This window comes from Aquimarina gracilis (assembly GCF_035285365.1).
GTDB lineage: Bacteria > Bacteroidota > Bacteroidia > Flavobacteriales > Flavobacteriaceae > Aquimarina > Aquimarina gracilis.
Genome location: NZ_JAYKLX010000002.1, coordinates 565,698 through 584,892 on the forward strand (window position 1 = coordinate 565,698; position 19,195 = coordinate 584,892).

The 19,195-nt window shown below is 33.8% G+C and carries 15 protein-coding genes; 7 read left to right on the forward strand and 8 right to left on the reverse strand.

Features of this window, described 5'->3' with window-relative positions; genetic code table 11:
* Positions 1-9 precede the first annotated feature (9 nt).
* Positions 10-927, forward strand: coding sequence for a hypothetical protein (locus U6A24_RS05445; protein ID WP_324178918.1), 918 nt, complete (start codon positions 10-12; stop codon positions 925-927).
* A 75-nt stretch (positions 928-1,002) separates the two neighbouring features.
* The gene (gene rlmB / locus U6A24_RS05450) at positions 1,003-1,737 is read left to right on the forward strand and encodes a 23S rRNA (guanosine(2251)-2'-O)-methyltransferase RlmB (RefSeq protein ID WP_324178919.1); all 735 of its coding nucleotides are present in this window, start codon (positions 1,003-1,005) and stop codon (positions 1,735-1,737) included.
* A gap of 13 nt (positions 1,738-1,750) precedes the next feature.
* On the opposite strand, the gene U6A24_RS05455 is transcribed toward rlmB, so the two are convergent.
* Positions 1,751-2,506 carry a rhomboid family intramembrane serine protease gene (locus U6A24_RS05455; protein ID WP_324178920.1) on the reverse strand — a complete coding sequence of 252 codons (756 nt, stop codon included), beginning with the start codon at positions 2,504-2,506 and terminating at the stop codon, positions 1,751-1,753.
* A 129-nt stretch (positions 2,507-2,635) separates the two neighbouring features.
* Between U6A24_RS05455 and U6A24_RS05460 the strand changes: the two genes are divergently transcribed.
* Positions 2,636-3,919, forward strand: coding sequence for a replication-associated recombination protein A (locus U6A24_RS05460; RefSeq protein ID WP_324178921.1), 1,284 nt, complete (start codon positions 2,636-2,638; stop codon positions 3,917-3,919).
* A 28-nt stretch (positions 3,920-3,947) separates the two neighbouring features.
* Here U6A24_RS05460 and U6A24_RS05465 read toward each other — a convergent pair whose 3' ends face one another.
* From U6A24_RS05465 to radC, 6 genes are all read right to left on the reverse strand, one after another.
* Positions 3,948-4,766: a hypothetical protein gene (locus U6A24_RS05465; protein ID WP_324178922.1), complete on the reverse strand. Its 819-nt coding sequence runs from the start codon at positions 4,764-4,766 to the stop codon at positions 3,948-3,950.
* 5 nt (positions 4,767-4,771) lie between these two features.
* Positions 4,772-6,175 carry a DUF5723 family protein gene (locus tag U6A24_RS05470; RefSeq protein ID WP_324178923.1) on the reverse strand — a complete coding sequence of 468 codons (1,404 nt, stop codon included), beginning with the start codon at positions 6,173-6,175 and terminating at the stop codon, positions 4,772-4,774.
* Positions 6,172-6,747 (reverse strand): hypothetical protein, encoded by a 576-nt coding sequence (locus tag U6A24_RS05475; RefSeq protein WP_324178924.1) that lies wholly within the window; start codon positions 6,745-6,747, stop codon positions 6,172-6,174. The genes U6A24_RS05470 and U6A24_RS05475 overlap by 4 nt, the downstream gene beginning before the upstream one ends.
* Before the next feature lie 47 nt (positions 6,748-6,794).
* The gene (locus U6A24_RS05480; RefSeq protein WP_324178925.1) at positions 6,795-7,481 is read right to left on the reverse strand and encodes a YjjG family noncanonical pyrimidine nucleotidase; all 687 of its coding nucleotides are present in this window, start codon (positions 7,479-7,481) and stop codon (positions 6,795-6,797) included.
* Entirely contained in the window at positions 7,474-8,778 is a 1,305-nt protein-coding gene (locus U6A24_RS05485) for a DUF7033 domain-containing protein (RefSeq protein ID WP_324178926.1), read from the reverse strand. Before U6A24_RS05485 ends, U6A24_RS05480 begins: the two co-directional genes overlap by 8 nt.
* Positions 8,779-8,878: 100 nt before the next feature.
* Positions 8,879-9,577 carry a RadC family protein gene (radC, locus tag U6A24_RS05490; protein WP_324178927.1) on the reverse strand — a complete coding sequence of 233 codons (699 nt, stop codon included), beginning with the start codon at positions 9,575-9,577 and terminating at the stop codon, positions 8,879-8,881.
* Between the two features lie 230 nt (positions 9,578-9,807).
* Between radC and U6A24_RS05495 the strand changes: the two genes are divergently transcribed.
* The 3 genes from U6A24_RS05495 to U6A24_RS05505 all read left to right on the forward strand — a co-directional run bounded on the left by U6A24_RS05495 (position 9,808) and on the right by U6A24_RS05505 (position 11,412).
* A complete protein-coding gene (locus U6A24_RS05495; RefSeq protein WP_324178928.1) occupies positions 9,808-10,251 on the forward strand; it encodes a hypothetical protein in 444 nt (147 codons plus the stop codon).
* A gap of 111 nt (positions 10,252-10,362) precedes the next feature.
* Positions 10,363-10,806, forward strand: a complete 444-nt coding sequence (locus U6A24_RS05500) for a DUF1569 domain-containing protein (RefSeq protein ID WP_324178929.1) — start codon at positions 10,363-10,365, stop codon at positions 10,804-10,806.
* Positions 10,807-10,812: 6 nt separating this feature from the next.
* Positions 10,813-11,412 carry an FMN-binding negative transcriptional regulator gene (locus U6A24_RS05505; RefSeq protein ID WP_324178930.1) on the forward strand — a complete coding sequence of 200 codons (600 nt, stop codon included), beginning with the start codon at positions 10,813-10,815 and terminating at the stop codon, positions 11,410-11,412.
* 12 nt (positions 11,413-11,424) lie between these two features.
* Here the strand turns inward: U6A24_RS05505 and U6A24_RS05510 are convergent, their stop codons facing one another.
* A complete protein-coding gene (locus tag U6A24_RS05510; RefSeq protein WP_324178931.1) occupies positions 11,425-12,777 on the reverse strand; it encodes a UDP-N-acetylmuramate--L-alanine ligase in 1,353 nt (450 codons plus the stop codon).
* Between the two features lie 325 nt (positions 12,778-13,102).
* Here U6A24_RS05510 and U6A24_RS05515 point away from each other — a divergent pair, with 325 nt between their 5' ends.
* A complete protein-coding gene (locus U6A24_RS05515; RefSeq protein ID WP_456062063.1) occupies positions 13,103-19,195 on the forward strand; it encodes an alpha-2-macroglobulin family protein in 6,093 nt (2,030 codons plus the stop codon).

Genomic DNA, 19,195 nt, shown 5'->3' on the forward strand with positions numbered 1-19,195 from the left:
AAAACAATTATGAAAACAAGATTTTTAATATATTTTAGCATTATTGCTGGTTTAATCATCACTTCTTGTACAGATGATGACAAGACTAATTTCGATGAATTCGAAAAAACGGGTGCATTCGTTAGATTTACTAGCGAAAACCCTCCTGCAAACGTAGGTGTAAATGACATAAGTGAACTTACATATGGTTTTAGCGTTTCAGATGCTAACAACAATGTTGCAATGTACGATTTGGATCTTTATGCCGATATAAGCGGTACAAGAACAGATACTGTAAATGTTGCAGATGTTACTTCATTTCCGGCACAGTTCAACTTTACTGCAAGTGACCTTGCTGGTCTTTTAGGAATTGACGCAGCTGATATCAATTTTGGAGATTCTTTCTTCTTCACAGCAAGAGCTACTACCAATTCTGGTGTAGAATATTTCGCTTTTGAAGATTTAGATTATGATGATTTAGACGATGATGATCCTAGCACATTTACTTTAGAAGGTGGAGGACTTACTAATGACTTAATTGGTGAAGCAGGATACAGACAGGCTTTCGAATTTAACTTTGTTATTCTTTGTCCTGATGTTGACCTTGCTGCTCTAGTAGGTACATATGATGTAGTAAACCACCGTTTTGATGCTTTCTTTGGTTCTCAAGGCCCAACAAGAGAGGTAATTGCTGGTCCTGGACCAAATCAACTTACCATTGTAGGTGGTGCTTTACCATTAGATGGTGCAGATGATCTTATTATTGATGTGAATAATGACTCATCATTAGGTTATGGTGGTGCCGGTTCTGCAATTCACTTCAATACATTTGGACCTGGTACTTATGGTTCAGTAGAAGGTACTGCTTTCTCTTGTATTGGTGTTCTTGACCTTACCATCAATTCAGAAGGATTTATTCCAAACTTCTTGACATTGAGAAAACAATAATAATATTGTTTATTAAATAATAAGAGCCGCCTTTCATTTTGAAAGGCGGTTTTTTTATACATATATTTGTCTCTTATGAAACAAGAATCATTAATCTTTGGTATTAGAGCAATTATTGAGGCCATAACATCAGGCAAGACTATTGACAAACTTTTTATACAAGGCAACTTACAGGGAGAACTAGCCAAAGAGCTCCTACAATTAGCAAAGCAGCAAAAGGTAACGGTAAATTATGTGCCCATTGAAAAGCTAAACCGTCTTACTCGTAAAAATCATCAAGGCGCCGTTGCATACACCTCTCCTATTGATTTTTATGAATTAGAGAATCTTGTTTTACAAGTAATAGAATCTGGACACACACCACTGTTTTTAATATTGGATCAGCTATCAGATGTACGTAATTTTGGAGCAATTATTAGAACTGCAGAGTGTACAGGTGTTCATGGTATTATTATTCAAAAAAAAGGAGGAGCTCCTGTTAATGCAGATACTATAAAAACCTCAGCCGGAGCAGTTTTTAAAATTCCTATCTGCAAGGTAGATCACATAAAAGACGCTCTATTCTATCTACAAGGATCAGGAATCCAAGTGATCGCAGCTACAGAAAAAGCCCCTGACACCATATATGAACAGGATTTAATGCTCCCTACAGCTTTTATAATGGGAAGTGAGGGTAAAGGCGTTTCTAATTCTATATTAAAATTAGTAGACAAACAAGCCAAACTACCCATGTATGGTGAAATAGGTTCGTTAAATGTCTCTGTAGCATGTGGGGCATTTTTATATGAAGCAATAAGGCAAAGAAGATAACAATAATAAAACGTTATTTCGACTTTTTTGGGTGCCCCGAATTATCCTTATAATCATAAATCACCTTTATTTCATCATTTTGCTCTTCTAGATCATCTTCGGGTAACTGTTCTATAAAGTTACCATTTTCATCGAAATGTTTAAGAAAATCATCTTCTTCTGGGTCATACTCTGGGGATTGCCAATAATACAATTTTGGTTTTACAATATCTTTCTTGATTAAAAATGCCAGTATAGTTCCCGTTAATAATCCGGATAAATGCCCTTCCCAAGATATTTTGGGGTCTACAGGAAAAACATACCAAACCATACTTCCGTAAAGAAAGACTACTATAAATGATAAAGCCATAAGCCTAAAATGCCTTGCCAAGATTCCTTTAAAAAAGAGAAAACCAAACAGCATATATACTATGCCACTGGCTCCAATATGGTTTGCAGTACGACCAAGTAACCAGGTAGCTAGGCCAGTACATAGAGTTCCTATAATTAAAATTTTCCAAGCATTGGGATAATAAAAATAGAAAAGTGCAGCTGACAAAATCAACAAGGGAAGTGTATTATGCCATAAATGTGTTATATCCGAATGAATAAAAGGAGAAAACAATACTCCTTTAAGCCCTCCAAATGTTCTTGGATATACACCAAAATTATTAAAGTCAAAACCAAACCTAACCTCTAACCAAAAGACGATCCAAATTACCAGTACAAAAAGCAAAGGATACCCTATTGTTCCGGTATTAAACACAAATTGATCTTGTTCTCGTACCATATGAGTAAAAGGTATCAAAAAAAATTCCAAAACCCAACCTTCGGATAAAATGGCAGGTTTTTAAAACCAGAACACACTTTATCTTTACTTCAAACATTTTTAAAGCAACATATCCGTAACTTTGTACTCATGGATACAAATAAGCCTCTTGCAGAAAGAATACGTCCGCAATCCTTATCTTCTTACCTTAGTCAGGAACATCTGGTAGGAGATGATGGCTCGCTTACCCAACAAATCAAAAAAGGTATTATTCCTTCATTGATATTATGGGGACCTCCGGGAGTAGGAAAAACGACGCTGGCAAATATCATAGCACAAGAATCACAGCGACCATTTTATACATTGAGCGCAATAAATAGCGGAGTAAAAGAAGTGCGTGATGTTATAGAAAAAGCTAAGCAAAGTGGTGGATTATTTACTGCAAAAAATCCAATTCTATTTATTGATGAGATCCACCGATTCAGCAAATCTCAACAAGATTCTTTACTAGGCGCAGTTGAAAAAGGATGGATCACCTTAATAGGAGCCACTACCGAAAATCCAAGTTTTGAAGTAATCCCTGCACTTTTGTCTCGTTGTCAGGTATATGTCTTAAAACCTTTTGGAAAGGAAGAACTTGAAGCTCTTTTGAACCGTGCTATGCAAGAAGATGAATACTTAAAATCTAAAAAAATTGAATTAAAAGAAACCGAAGCTCTATTAAGATTAAGTGGTGGGGATGCTCGAAAACTACTTAATATTTTTGAACTTATCATTTCTAGTCAAGATCAAAAAACGATTATCATTACGAATGACCTTGTTTTAAAACTAGTACAACAAAACACGGTGCGATATGACAAAACAGGAGAACAACATTACGATATTATATCTGCTTTTATAAAATCTGTTCGAGGTAGCGACCCCAATGCAGCAGTATACTGGCTTGCTCGTATGATTGAAGGTGGAGAAGATATCAAGTTTATCGCCCGCAGAATGATTATTCTTGCATCAGAGGATATTGGAAATGCCACCCCTACTGCCCTAATAATGGCAAATAATACATTTCAAGCAGTAACTACTATAGGATATCCCGAGGCAAGAATCATTTTAAGCCAATGCGCTGTTTACCTGGCCACTTCTGCAAAAAGCAACGCTTCTTATATGGCTATAAATCAAGCCCAACAATTAGTAAAACAAACAGGGGATTTACCGGTACCTCTTCATATAAGAAATGCGCCAACAAAACTTATGAAAGAATTAGGATATGGAGAAGATTATAAATATGCCCATAATCATAAAAACAACTTTGCAGAGCAAGAATTTCTTCCGGAAGAAATAAGTAACACTAAACTTTATGAGCCGGGAAATAATCAGCGAGAAAATGCATTTAGAGCTTTCTTAAAATCAAGATGGGGAGATAAATACAATTATTAAAATAAGTAAAACCTTAATTCTTAGTCGTCTATTGTCTTGCAAATGTATCTAAAATCACTTTGTTCGTTACCGGATTAACTCTCTCTAAAAGGAAATTTCCATAGGAATCAAAGTATCCAACACCACTTAAATCACCGGCAGTAACCAAATACATATTTTGTTTTTTCAGGCTATATATCTTCCCCTTAAGTACAAGTTCATCGCCTTGATTTTCAAGAAGCTCAAATCCATACTCTTGCTTTTTAATGGTAAATACACTACTATTGAAAGTATACAAAAGTGTTTTTTCAGTGAATGAAAACCCATTATTTTTTGTGGATTTATCCTCTACCCCGGCTGTAATATTTTTTTCAGTTTCATTGCTTGTTACATCTCCCTGCTTTTTTGGAGTCGTAGCCACATCTTTTTTCGCGCTTTCGTTATACTTATAATTCAATTTTTGCACCTCTTTAAAAGCGTTACGTAATGCTTCGTGATATGCTTTTTTGAATTCTTTTTCTCTACTTGTCCCCTCAGAAGAGGAAAAAACCAAAGTATTACTACAGTCTTTTAATTGAACAACCAATTTGGTAACGAATAATCCAGGGTTTTTAACTACATCTGCACGCAAAGCCATGCACCCGTTATTTACAAGATCCTCTGGAAGTTCTTCTCCTTCCATAAAAGTTGTAAAACCGTATTTATTGAATAAGAATTTGGTCAAGGAGTTTAGTTGATACGCATCTTCTTCACCCAGAAAAACATATCCTTTTGGGACAATCACATATTTGTGGTCACTTACATCTTTTTGCCCGAAAATAAACGAACTTGAAATTAGAAAAATTATCAAAAATAAAAAACGTTGCATATTAATTACATTATTACATTAAATCCGAACTGCAAAGATGCTCCTCGAGCTTTTGCAAGATTAGTATATTCTAATAAATTATTAGCCGAAATATAAAAATTAATTTTATCTATATGAGTAGATAATAAAAAACCAAAGTTGTAAAATGAATAATCGTCTATTGTATAGGTAAACTTCGTTCTAAGAAAACTGAGCCATTTTTTATGATAAAATAAAGATGCAGCATACTGCGGCCTTTTGGGTCTAAACTGCGAAAATAATTGTATACCAACCGCATCTAAATACCTTAACCTTTCACCTTCAAGAAAACAATTACAGCTACCATCATCTGGATTAAAAGAGTATTTAAAAGATCCATTAATTTTTAGAGGACGAGCAACTATATAACTATTACTAAGCGTATCTAAAGGAATCGCCTCTTCTAGTTCATCTAAAAAATCTTGCGCTTCTTCTCCAGAAAATTGAATTGGGGTCTCAAATCCTTCAAAAACATAATTCCCTTGTGCTCTATAAGTCTCTACATCTTTGGTATAATATATTAACCCTAGATCATTTACACTTCCTGTAACAGAAAGTTGATCATCGATTTTATGCGTAAAACCGATATCAAGACCTACTCCCAAATTACCACCTAACAGTGCTCTTCCTATAAGCTTATTTACTGCTTCCTTTACTTCTTCAGACGTAGTTTCGCCTTCAATTTCTCTAAGAGATTGAATCCCCGATGTACGAATGGTAACATCGGCATTGCTAATGACATGTTGATAAAAATTACTTCCTTGCGGTGTCTCTATCGTGGTAAAAACTCCTTTATTTCTAGCACTTCGTATATGTAATAAACTTGAATAAAGCTTTGCTCTTGCTCCAAAAGTAAGTTTTTTATTCACCCTTTTATTATAACCAAAATGATAAACCATAAGTAACTCTCCAGATCCACTTACATCCGAAAATCGAAAAGGTTGGTTAAGAAAATCTTGATTGCCCTGATAAGCAAGTACAGCAAAGTCTTTGGGAAAGTACCCAATTGCATCCAATTCTTGATAGATCCCACCAGAAAAATAGATTCTATCATTTCGTTTACTTCTCCATCCGAAATTTACAAGCTCTAGCTGTTGTGTTACCGTGAGATAGTCATTACTGGTAAGGTTGTTAAGTGTAATTTCAATCTTTTCATTAATATCCCTGCCATCATCGGCAAAAATATCATAAATGGATGCTCCGCGAAGTCCCGCATTTATATGAATTTGAGATAAAAAAGGCACACCCGTATGAAATTTAAAATTAATCTCTGCTCCGGGATTAAGCATAAGGGATTGTGGTAAATCTGTAAAATCGTATAGAACCTCTTTATTTTGACAAAAAAATGAGAAGCTCCATAAACTTATACATAAGAATAGAATAGCTCTCATAAATCGTAATTAATAAAATAGGTTCCTTTTGATTTTAGTTCTAACACTCCTTCTAAACCGCTATTAATGTTAAAAACCCTAATCGACGAAACTAGTTTTGTGGCCTCACTAAGTACATTAATAGTAGCATTATCAAGAATAATAATTTCATTTGTAATTATCGGTTCTGTTCCCGGTCCCATTCCTGCATTGGCAATTATGGTATACGAAGGCCCTATACGTACCCCGACATCATTAAGAAAACCAAAACTAAATGTAAAATCTCTTTCTATAGTATTGCTAAACTCAAAAGTCAATTCAACCTGCTCTAAATTATCAACCACAAAATCGGTACCCAACAAGTCATAATTAAGTGTATCATTAATGGCAACTTCTGGAATTATAATAGAGGAGTCTATACCAGGTTCAATAAATTGATCTGTATCAAATCTTGAATAAATAAAATCAAGTTCCAAGACTGGAGTAAGCACGACATCTTCAACTTGATCAAAATCTACATCCTTGACACAAGAAGTAAATAGTATAGATAACACTATACTACAAAGCAATAAGTATCTGTTTTTTATTTTCATTTGGGGCAAAAAATAATTATAAAATACTAAAATACAAATATTTATAACTAAAGATATTTTTTAACTTGTTTTAATGCAGAAACCTGCAAGCTACTTTTAGGTAATATTTCTTCATGATAATTAAAACATATGGTTTTTATACCCAATGCCTCTGCCCCCAGAATATCGGCTTCATAATTGTCCCCTATCATCAAACTATTATTGTTTTGTGCCCCAGAAACTTTAATCGCATGTTCAAAAATAAATGGATTAGGTTTCTTCACCCCGACTTCTTCACTATTGGTAATTGTTTTAAAATAATGTCGGATTCCAGAGTTGGATAATTTATTATTTTGAACTTCTTTAAACCCATTGGTAATAATATGTAAATCATATTTTGGATTTAGATAATCCAAAAGTTCTTTGGCACCATTAATCAAATGGTTATTCAAGGGTAGAAAAGCAATATAATCATGAGCCATCTCATCGATTATAGTCAAAGAAAAACTATGTCCTAAAATATCAAAAGTTTCGGTAAGTCGCCCTCTTCGAAGCTCTTGTTTGTTAACTTTTTCTTCTCTATAAAGTTTCCAGTATTTCATGTTAATTGGGCGATACACTTTTAAAAATGCTTCTTGATCCATCCCAATACTAAATTTCTTGAAAATCATTTCAAAAGCCAATGACGAATTCTTATCAAAATCCCATAAGGTATGATCTAAATCAAAAAATATATGCTCTATTGTATTATTCATCTTCGATATTCCATATAAATTCTAAAATCGATTTCCAGAAAGTTTGACCATAAAGTTCACTAAACAACACATTACTTAAAACAGGAATAAACAATCCGTTGACTTTCTTAATTTTTTCTATATAATCAACAATTTCTTTTCTTGCCAATGCTTCATTATCAATATCTTCTCTTTTTCCAAGATTAGCAAAACAAAAAGAAAATATCTTTAATGGAGTTTGCACTTCATAATCCAAATCATAAAACATAAATGGTGTACATGTTCCTGCCCTAAAACCTGAGAACCGAGAATACCCCATTGAATAATCTTCTTCTACTTCCAGCTCTATAAAGTTACGATATGCTTCAGGTAGTTTTATTTTAAAAAATGAGCACATTGTATATTTTAATCTTCTATTTAAGATACTTTCTATTCGTTGTTTTTCTTTGTTTAATGTTAACAAATCACCAATTGCTTCGTATGAAACTTTGAGACCAACTTCTATATAATCAGATATATGCTTTATGATAATTCGATGTTGGGGGATACTATGCCCTACATTCTTTTCATAATTAGAATAATCTCCTAACCCAAAAAACACTTTGCTTTTTCTTCTTTTTCTCCTTTGAAGGTCAACCACAAGATCAAAAGTATCGTATGGATCTTTTTTGATCCCAAGAACGACTTTGACTCTATCGGTAAGTTCTTCAATTTTTAGTCCCCACAAATCACGAATTCCTCCACCCAACGATCGCAAAAAGCCTTTGTTTCTATATGCAAATGTTTCACTCACAGAAATTATTGGGCGAATTGCAAATTTCCTTTCTTTAAATTCGAGATCCTTAAACTTTTGAATTAATACCTCTTTAAACTTAAATGCCCAAATATCGACCACAGGATCCTGCAAAAAACCATTATTAAAAGCTAAACTTTCTGAAGCAGGAAATCGACCCATCGAATCTTTAACATGAGGCAAATACTCTTCATATCGTGTAAGCAAATAAAATGTTGCAGCAAAAATATCGTATGGTAAAGCCGAGTTCTCGTGTTTAACTTCAAAAAAGCATTTTGTTTCTTCCCAGTCTGATACTCGAATATCATGATCACTTAACCCATGTTCAAAAAGTAAATCAACGCTTTGAAAATAAAGTTCTTTACCCAAGGGTTGTTTTCCGTAAGAAAATTTTGGTCCCTCGTGGGCGATAAACGTCTCTATTTTGGAAGTTAAATCCACCTCAAAGCCCAAAATTCGCTTACAAATATGTTTAAATGTGTAAGAAACTCTTGGAGTAATCTGTTGAACATGAATAAGTAACATATAATTTTAATTGTAACCGTGTCTTATATTTTTAAAAGGTGCTATTATTTTCGAAGTAAAACATCACAAATTCTAGTTAATAGATACATAGGCATCATCTTTATAATAACGATTCATCTGCAAAGCTAAAATAGTTTTTTTCGGTGATAATCAAATGATCTAGAACTTTGATATCTAAACTGATTCCTGCAAGTTTCAATTTTTGAGTTAATTCTTTATCTGAAACACTTGGAGTTCTATTACCGCTTGGATGATTATGAGCAATAATAATTCCCGTAGCTCCATATTCTAAAGCAAATCTATAGACAATTCTTGCGTCAACGAGAGTTCCAGTCTTCCCCCCGATACTAATTTGCTTCTTTTGCAAAACCTTATTAGCATTGTTTAGGAACAATACCCAAAATTCTTCATGATCCAAATCTCCTATAATAGGATTAAGTAGATTAAAAACATCCTTACTAGATGTTATTTTTGTCACTACCTCTTCACCCTCATTTCTTCGTCTACGTCCTAATTCTAAACCAGCAACTATAGTTATAGCCTTAGCCTCTCCTATTCCTTTAAATTGCATAAGTTGTTTAACCGACAGCTTTCCCAACCGGTCAATTTTATGATCAACACCTGACAAAATTCTTCTACTTAAATCAACAGCACTTTCATCACGATTGCCTGATCCAATGAGTATCGCAACAAGCTCGGCATCTGTCAAAGAATTTTTCCCTTGAACGATTAATTTTTCTCTTGGACGATCATTTTCACTCCAGTTTTTGATGGAAAAAGAAGAATTTTCTTCGCTCATTTGCAAATTTTATCGATTAAATTAACATAAGTTTTTTCTCCTGTAAGTATAAACTATTTATCTCAAAAACAAGGCATTATTGCGTTAATAATGTAAAAAAAACAGCTCCCAAAAATTAAATATTCTTCAATATTTACCCCATATATTTGTTTGAAAATGAAAGTTTTACTATATTTGGGGCACCCAAAATCAAATAATGAATAATTTAACAACTTCAAATTAACCTATTTATGAAGAATATTTTTACCCTAGTTTTATTGCTTTCGACTTTAAGCTTTTATGGTCAGGATAAGAAAGTTTCCTTTTTAAATTTAGTAGGAAATAACATACAAGTTCCTAGTGGATGCGAAGCTCAATCTGAATACGAAATGCAAGCCTGTGATGGAACATCTATCAAATGGGATTATTATACTGATGATATGTTGTCTGCTGTTTTTGATGCTACTATAAGTGCATTTGCAGAAAGTAATAGTTCTAAAACTGAGGTAACATTTACTTCTTTTGGAGAGCAGTTAAAAGGTTATAAGTTTAAAATGGGAACAACCTACCAATATTTCTTAAAGGGAAAAATTAAAGATCAGGCCCTTATGATTAATCTTGGTACTCCAAAAGACATAAGTAAAACTGATGATTTGGACGGTTTTTTAAGTTTATTCTTCGACGAAGCTAGTTAAATAAAAGATATATATTATTTATAAAAAGGTGAATCAAATGATTCACCTTTTTTATTTAAATCCCCTGAAAATATCTTACTTTTGAGCATCAATCATCTTAAAACAGCTCTTATGAAGTCATTGTTTGAAGAATCTACCTTGCAGGAAATAAAAAGTAGAATAGACAACCTGTCTAATGAAAGTAATGCCTTATGGGGAAAAATGGATGTGGCCCAAATGTTTAATCATTGCCAGTTTCCATTAAAAATTGCCTTAAAAAAAGACCATCCTCATCTTAAACCTAGTTTATTAGCTAAGCTTTTTTTCAAAAAAGCTATGTATAATGATAAACCTTGGAAAAAGAATTTACCAACACATTCAAAATTAAAAGTAGTCGAACCAAAGGAGTTTCAGAGCGAAAAGGATAAACTTTTAGAATTAGTTTCAGAATTTTCTAACCAGCGGGGCAAGAAAGAATGGGACCCACATCCAATGTTTGGTAAATTCACCTATGAGCAATGGGGGAAAATGCAATACAAACATCTTGATCATCATCTTCAACAATTTAATGTATAATCGCCTTTGTACCCACCAAAACATCATCAGGACTATAATCCAGAGAATATAAAAGAAGTAGCAAAAATATATCCTTTTGCCACAATTATATCAGCAAAAGACAATACTCCTTTTATCACTCATGCTCCTTTAATTTTTCACAGAGAAAAATTAGTGGGTCATATCGATCGCAATAACCCTCATATAGGATTATTAAATGAAAAATATCCAGTTGTAGCCGTATTTCAAGGACCACAGACCTATATTTCTCCATCTATATATACCTCAAAACAATTACCGACCTGGAATTACATCATTTCAAATGCTACAGGCATCGCAAGAGAAATTAAAGATCCGGCAGCCATAAAAGAATCTATGGTCATAATGACCGAGTACCTTGAAGCTCCTAACAATAACTTTGAGTTAAGCATGAATGATCCTAGGATGGATAGATTAGTACCTTATATTTATTGTTTCGAAATCGAGGTAAAGCACTGGGAAGGAAAGTTTAAATTGAGTCAAGATAAAGTTCCTACTGATATTGAGAATGCCAAAAAAGCGCTTATTGAAAACAACCAAAAAAACATAGAAAGTTTTGTTAATCAATTATTTGAAAAGCATTTTTGATTATCGTATAAATTAAAACCAACTTTTCACTTCATCAAAATTGAGTCCACCATAATTACCACTACTCATTAGTACTAATGCTGTGTTGGCAAACTTTTGTTGCTTTAGATATTGCTGAAATTCTTCTGGATTTGTAAAAATAATTAAATCATTACGGTCAAAAGCCTTTTCTATTTGTGAAGCAGTAACCTCTTCTAATTGCTTAATTTTTACCGCATGTGGAGAATAAAATACTACTGCTTCATCAGCGGCATCCAATGCTCCCCTATATTCTTGCAAAAACTCCGCGTTCAAACTACTATAGGTATGTAACTCCAAACACGCTATCACTTTTCTATCTTTATATTGGTCTTTTACAGCCCTGGTAGTAGCGCTTACTTTTGACGGGCTATGAGCAAAATCCTTATATGCAATTGATGTTGAATTTTCTGCAATCTTTTCTAATCTTTTGGAGGCTCCTTTAAACGAAGCTATAGCTTCATAAAACTCATCTTCATCAATTCCCATATGCTGACAAATCCATTTTGCACCAGCCAAATTACTAAGGTTATGTGCTCCAAAGACTTCAATTGGCATTTCACCTTCTGGAGTTTGTAATAACGTTTGATCATCCTCTACAGTATATTCGGGTATTGTATACGGGAATTTACGTATTGGATTTTGAGTTGATTCTGCAAGCTTTTTAACCGCTTCATCTTCGTCATTATAGACCAATGCCCCTCCGTTTACTATAGAATCTATAAAAATTCTAAACTGATCTACATAATTATCAAATGTTGGAAAAACATTGATATGATCCCACGCAATACCGCTTACCAAAGCAATATTGGGTTTATACAAATGGAATTTTGGTCTTCGATCTATTGCAGAAGAGAGATATTCATCACCTTCTAATACCATAAAATCATTTTCTTCAGTAAGGTGTACCATGGTATCAAAGCCTTCAAGCTGTGCTCCTACCATATAATCTACCTCTTTGTCATGATAATGCAGTACATGCAAAATCATGGAAGTAATAGTGGTTTTACCGTGTGACCCGCCAATAACGACCCTGGTTTTTTCTTTTGATTGCTCGTATAGGAATTCTGGATACGAATAAATGGTTATCCCAAGTTCTTTGGCTCTTAAGAGCTCGGCATTATCTTCTTTTGCATGCATACCTAGAATTATAGCATCAAGGTTACTGGTAATTTTTTCAGGAAACCACCCAAATTCTTTGGGCAATAAACCATGTTTTTGCAATCTTGATTTTGAAGGTTCAAAAATAGTATCATCACTTCCTGTTACTTGATAACCTTTTTGGTGTAACGCAATAGCAAGGTTATGCATAGCACTACCCCCAATAGCTATAAAATGTATACGCATAGTCTAATTTTAAATCGAATGGTAAAGATACAATCTACATTCAATATTAAATACTATATTTTTCAAAAGGATTTTACTTTACCTACCCCAAAACACTAATTCACTAATTCAAACCAGAACTTCCCTAAGTACTAATTTATTCTATACTTTTATATTACTTTCTTGGTTCTTGAAAAGAAGCAACGTTATATCCGATTTTGCATCTATAAAATTGTTAATGCTCATTTCAAATACGTAGCTTTATAATGTTATTTAAAATAAATAAGATTGTGTCAATTAATTTGATATACCTCTTGTTTATGTTTGTTAACAACCTAAAACCTTTATGATGAAGAAGTATATCATCCTTATTTTAATCTGTATAGCTAACCTGAATACTATGAACGGTCAAAATGATTACAAGGAAGAATGGAAAAAAGTAGAAACTTTTGACCAGCAAGGACTACCTAAATCTGCGCTTGAGGTGGTCGAAACCATATTTAAAAAATCAAAATCTGAAAACAACGATAATCAACTTATAAAAGCTTTGTTTCATAAAGCAAAATACCTCCTAACTCTAGAAGAAAATGCACAACTCACTATTATAAACGAATTTAAAAGCGAGATTAATCAAAGTCAATTTCCCAAAAGAAATATTCTGGAAAATATTCTTGCCAATTTGTATTGGCAATACTTTCAGCAAAATAGATGGAAGTTTTATAATCGCACGCAAACTTCAGAAAAGATTGATAAAGAAGATTTTAGAACATGGGACCTAGAAACATTGTTTACCGAAATTCATCTTCATTATCAAAAATCTATCCAAAATGGGGTCCTGGCACAACAAACAGACCTCAAAAAATTTGACGATATTCTAATTACCCACGAGAACTCCAAAAAATACAGGCCAACCTTATATGATTTCTTGTTACACAATGCATTAACCTTTTATAAGAGTTCTGAAACCGGTATTACAAAACCAGCATACGCTTTTACAATCAACAATCCTGACTTTCTAAAAGAGTACAATACTTTTTCGGCCCTCGAAATAAAACCAAAAGATTCTTTATCATTACAAGGAAATGCACTAAAACTATATCAAAACCTAATAAAATTTCATTCTAGAGATACCGACCCTACTGCATTAACAGAGGTAAATATCGAACGACTACAATTTGTATATGAAAATGCAATATTTGGCGACAAACAAAATATTCTTCTTGACGCCTTAAATGCAGAAAAAGAAAAGATTAAGGATCACAGCAGCTCTGCATTATACTATTTTGAAATTGCCAATATATACAAGCAACAAGCGGCATCATATATTCCTAATGATAATGAAGTACATCGCTGGAGACTAAAAAAGGCTATAGAAATATGCAATGATGCGATACAAAAGTTCCCTAATTCGAGAGGTGCCAACAAATGTATTTTGCTAAAAGACCAAATACTTCATCCCGAAATTAGTATTAAAACTGAAAAATATCTTCCTATTAATACCCCGGGAAGGCTACTGATAAGCTATAAAAACTTGGATAAACTGTATTTAAGAGCTTTAAAAGTCAACAAAAAACAGCTAAAATCTTTAAACAGGTTGTATCGTACAGATGAACAAATTAAATTTTTAAATTCCCTAAAGGTTATAAAAACCTGGGAGTCTAAAATTAAAAATGAAAAAGACTTCCAAACACATACTACCGAAGTACTTCTTCCTAACATGGAAAAAGGAGCATATTTGGTAGTGGCGACAGTTTCGGAAGGACTATCCCCAGAAAGTCTCTTCTCCTATGGTGATGTACAGATAAGCAATTTGGCTCTTATTGAAAATCGAACTTCAGAAAAAACAATCTTTCAAGTGATTGACCGCAATACGGGAAGTCCTATTGCCAATGCCAAAGTACATCTCAAAACAGATAGTGCCCGAGGATACAGAAATAAACTAGATAAAATGCTTTCTACAGATCGAAATGGTCAATGTTCATTAGCACTAAACAACTATTACTATGATGTAACTATTACTGTATCCCATGAAAATGACAGCGCGTATTTTGAAGGGTATTATCTAAATCAATCCTATAGAACCGATGATAATGAAAATCAAATCAGGTACAATACGTTTTTATTTACAGATCGTAGCATTTACAGGCCAGGGCAAACGGTCTACTTTAAGGGAATAATGATGTCTTCTTCAGGTAAAGAAGACTTTAAGGTACTCCCCGACAAATCCACTTTTGTAAGATTAATGGATGTTAATGGACAAGAAGTAAAGATGTTAACTTTTAAAACCAATGAATACGGCTCTTTTAGTGGTGAATTTATTCTTCCTTCTTCTGGACTAACCGGTATTTACACTTTGCAAACCGATAATTATCAAAGTACTTCGATTTCTGTTGAAGAATATAAACGTCCCAAATTTGAAACCAAATTTAATCCGGTTACTGAAACGTATAGAATAAATGATAACGTAAAACTAACCGGAACTGCAAATGCATATGCCGGAAGCAATATTACCGATGCCAAAGTAGTGTACCGAGTACATCGAAAAGTGCAATACCCAAGATGGTGCTATTGGTACCCGCGCTATACTGCAGAACCTCAAGAAATAACACATGGCGAAACAAAAACAGATGAAAAAGGAGAATATTTTATCGAATTTGTTGCACAACCAGACCCAAGTGTTTCAAAAGAAAATCTCCCTATCTTTAATTATGAAGTGATAGCTGATGTTACCGATATCAACGGTGAGACTCGTAGCACTACCACAATAGTGAATGTTGGGTACCACGCTATGACAGCTGCAATTTCAGTATTGGATAAAATCGATAAGACTCAAAAAGACAATTCATTTTCTGTCACCACTTTAAACTTAAACAATGAGTTTATTGAAGCAACTGGAACACTGAAAATTCATAAACTACAAGCCCCTAGTAAACCTATGCGACTACGCCCCTGGAAAGCTCCAGACTATAAAGGTTTTGAAAAAGAGGAGTTTACCAAATTATTCCCTCATGATGCATACGACAATGAATCGGATTACAGAACGTGGAAAAAAGGAAAATTAGTATTAGATGCATCTTTCAATACTTCGGCTAGTAAGAATCAAGAAATTGGAAATCAAAAAATAAGCTTTGGAAATATTAAAAAATGGGAATCGGGTAAGTACGTAATCCAACTTGACACAAAAGACAAGTTTGGCCAAGATGTTAAAGATATACAGTACATTACCGTTTTCAGTCAAGACGATAAAACAATTAGTGATCAACAATTGTTTGAGGTTACTACAAACCAAAAAACGTATAAAATTGGCGAAGAGGCAATTATCAAATTAAGCTCTGCTTCTGAAGATATTACCATTACCGTAGATATCGAAAAAAACCAAAAAATTATTGAAACCCGACTTGTAAAGCTTTCGAAAAATAGCAAAACGATCAAAATACCGGTGACAAAACAGGATTTGGGAGGTTTTGCTATAAGTTACAGCTTTGCCAATTACAATGGTTATCAAAACGGTACAATTCCAATCTCGGTTCCTTATGCCCCTTCAGAGCTTAGTATAGAAACAAAAACATTTAGGGATAAGTTACAACCTGGCGAACAAGAAACATGGAGTTTCATCATTAAAGGACCAAAAGGAGACAAAGTAAGTGCCGAACTTTTGGCGAGTATGTATGACGCTTCACTGGATCAATTTAAACCTCATCAATGGTATTTTAATCCTATTAATCGTCCTGTGTACTATCCACAAAGCAAAAGACAAGCAACGCGTAGTTTTGTGTTGAATGCATTTAAATTAAATAACCATAGTACTCCAGGGTATTATTACAGTAGCCAAGTATATGACCAACTCAATTGGTTTGGACTATACTTTGGACAACAATATTTGGAAAGAAGCAAACGAGAAAGTCTTATGTTTGAATCGGCTCCAGCTCCTATGATGCAAAAATCAATGGCTGTTAGTGGAGTTGCAGAAGATGCAGAAATGGAGGAATCGGTTGCTGCAGATCAAGCGGATAATGCTTCAGAAAAAAAAGCTAAAGACAATGATCAAAGTATAGAAGAGAATAAAAAAGATGTTTCTTTAGAAGGAGTGAAAATTAGAAAAAATCTTCAGGAGACGGCATTTTTCTTCCCACAACTTTCTACAGATGAACGGGGAAATGTGAGTTTTAATTTCACTGCTCCAGAAGCATTAACCAAATGGAAATTACAATTACTGGCACACACAAAAGAACTAAACACCACCACTACAACTCTAGAAACGGTTACTCAAAAAGAGTTAATGATCCTCGCCAATCCGCCAAGGTTTTTAAGGGAAGGAGATAGAATTGTCTTAAGTACAAAAATATCCAATCTTACTAATAAAGTTTTAAGTGGTGTTGTAGAATTACAGCTATTCGACGCTTTGACCAATAAAACAATTGACACTCACTTGCAAAACACCAATGCACGTCAAACTTTTGAAGTAAAAACCAAAGGAAATACTAATGTTTCTTGGGAGCTACAAATTCCAGACGATGTACAAACTGTGCAGTATAAAATTATTGCAAAAGCCGGAGATTTTGCCGACGGAGAACAAAATGTACTACCAGTACTTTCCAACAGAATGTTGGTTACCGAAACACTACCTATGTGGATTAAATCCAATCAAACGAAGAGTTTTACCCTGGATAAACTTAAGAATTCGAGCTCCAATACATTAAAGCATCATAAGCTTACATTAGAAATGACTTCCAATCCAGCTTGGTATGCGGTACAGGCACTCCCCTATCTTATGGAGTATCCTTATGAATGTTCTGAACAAACATTTTCTAGGTATTATGCTAATGCGTTGGCAAGCCATATTGCCAATTCGACACCAAGGATCCAGGAAGTATTTAATCAGTGGAAATCTACAGATGCTCTTTTAAGTAATCTTGAAAAAAATCAAGAGCTTAAATCTCTAATTATTCAAGAAACGCCATGGTTAAGAGATGCGCAAAGCGAAACCGAACAAAAAAAGCGTATTGCTTTACTCTTCGACTTAAACAAAATGAACAATGAGCTACAGTCTGCATTAAACAAATTAAAACAAATGCAATATGGCTCGGGAGGTTTTCCTTGGTTTAAAGGCGGGCATGAAAATCGATTTATTACGCAACATATTGCTACCGGTTTTGGGCACCTCAAAAAATTAGGTGTCACCCAATTTGATAATGGCACCCTAAGCATGCTTCAAAATGCAATTAAATACTTAGACAAAGAATTTATAAAAGAGTACGATGATTTAAAAAGGTATTGCAAGAAAAATAAAATTGATATTAACAAGAATCATTTAAGTTATACTCAAATACATTACCTATACATGCGAAGCTTCTTTGGAGATATTAAAAGACCCAAAAACACCAATGAGGCATGGAACTATTATCTTGGTCAATCAAAAAAATATTGGTTAAAACAGAACTTGTATGCACAAGGAATGTTAGCTCTTATTTTAGAAAGAAACGACAGTCACGAAAGCGCTGTAAAAATCATACGGTCGTTAGATGAAAGAAGTATTAGCAGTGAGGAATTAGGCATGTATTGGAAATCCAATATTGCCAGTTGGTATTGGCATCAAGCTCCTATTGAGACGCAATCCTTAATGATTGAAGTCTTTTCGGAAATTGAAAAAGAACCAAAACGAACTGAAATAGTGGATAATCTTAAAATCTGGCTTCTTAAAAACAAACAAACTAATCGTTGGCAAACCACCAAAGCAACTTCTGATGCTGTTTATGCCCTATTATTACAAGGAAGTGATTGGCTATCGGTTACCGATATGGTAGAAATAACATTAGGAGATCAAAAAATTGATCCAAATATAATGGACGATATAAAAGTAGAAGCAGGTACAGGGTATTTTAAAACCTCATGGAACGGTAGTGAAGTTAAACCCAATATGGCCACAACCAAAATCACCAAAAAAGGAAAAGGTATCGCTTGGGGCGCTTTATATTGGCAATATTTTGAAAATCTGGACAAAATTACCGCAACCAAAACCCCATTATCACTTAGTAAAAAATTATTTATAAAAAAGAATACAGATACTGGAGAAGAAATCACAGAGATTACAGATGCTACCAACTTACAATTAGGTGATCTAGTAAGAGTTCGTGTTGAATTAAGGTCTGATCGTGCAATGGAATTTGTACACATGAAAGACATGCGTGCCTCTGGCCTAGAACCCATTAATGTAATTTCTCAATACAAATGGCAAGATGGATTGGGATACTATGAAAGCACAAAAGATGCAGCAACTAATTTTTTCTTTGATTATTTACCAAAAGGGGTATATGTTTTCGAATATGATTTACGAGTAAATAATAAAGGTGATTTTTCTAACGGAATTACAACCATTCAATCTATGTATGCTCCAGAATTTTCAAGTCATTCTGAAGGGGTTCGAATAATAATTAATTAG

Excerpts from the sequence above, each read along its gene's own strand:
- U6A24_RS05445 (WP_324178918.1), top strand. The coding sequence starts at position 10 with ATGAAAACAAGATTTTTAATATATTTTAGCATTATTGCTGGTTTAATC.
- rlmB (WP_324178919.1), top strand. The coding sequence starts at position 1,003 with ATGAAACAAGAATCATTAATCTTTGGTATTAGAGCAATTATTGAGGCC.
- U6A24_RS05455 (WP_324178920.1), bottom strand. The coding sequence starts at position 2,506 with ATGGTACGAGAACAAGATCAATTTGTGTTTAATACCGGAACAATAGGG.
- U6A24_RS05460 (WP_324178921.1), top strand. The coding sequence starts at position 2,636 with ATGGATACAAATAAGCCTCTTGCAGAAAGAATACGTCCGCAATCCTTA.
- U6A24_RS05465 (WP_324178922.1), bottom strand. The coding sequence starts at position 4,766 with ATGCAACGTTTTTTATTTTTGATAATTTTTCTAATTTCAAGTTCGTTT.
- U6A24_RS05470 (WP_324178923.1), bottom strand. The coding sequence starts at position 6,175 with ATGAGAGCTATTCTATTCTTATGTATAAGTTTATGGAGCTTCTCATTT.
- U6A24_RS05475 (WP_324178924.1), bottom strand. The coding sequence starts at position 6,747 with ATGAAAATAAAAAACAGATACTTATTGCTTTGTAGTATAGTGTTATCT.
- U6A24_RS05480 (WP_324178925.1), bottom strand. The coding sequence starts at position 7,481 with ATGAATAATACAATAGAGCATATATTTTTTGATTTAGATCATACCTTA.
- U6A24_RS05485 (WP_324178926.1), bottom strand. The coding sequence starts at position 8,778 with ATGTTACTTATTCATGTTCAACAGATTACTCCAAGAGTTTCTTACACA.
- radC (WP_324178927.1), bottom strand. The coding sequence starts at position 9,577 with ATGAGCGAAGAAAATTCTTCTTTTTCCATCAAAAACTGGAGTGAAAAT.
- U6A24_RS05495 (WP_324178928.1), top strand. The coding sequence starts at position 9,808 with ATGAAGAATATTTTTACCCTAGTTTTATTGCTTTCGACTTTAAGCTTT.
- U6A24_RS05500 (WP_324178929.1), top strand. The coding sequence starts at position 10,363 with ATGAAGTCATTGTTTGAAGAATCTACCTTGCAGGAAATAAAAAGTAGA.
- U6A24_RS05510 (WP_324178931.1), bottom strand. The coding sequence starts at position 12,777 with ATGCGTATACATTTTATAGCTATTGGGGGTAGTGCTATGCATAACCTT.
- U6A24_RS05515 (WP_456062063.1), top strand. The coding sequence starts at position 13,103 with ATGATGAAGAAGTATATCATCCTTATTTTAATCTGTATAGCTAACCTG.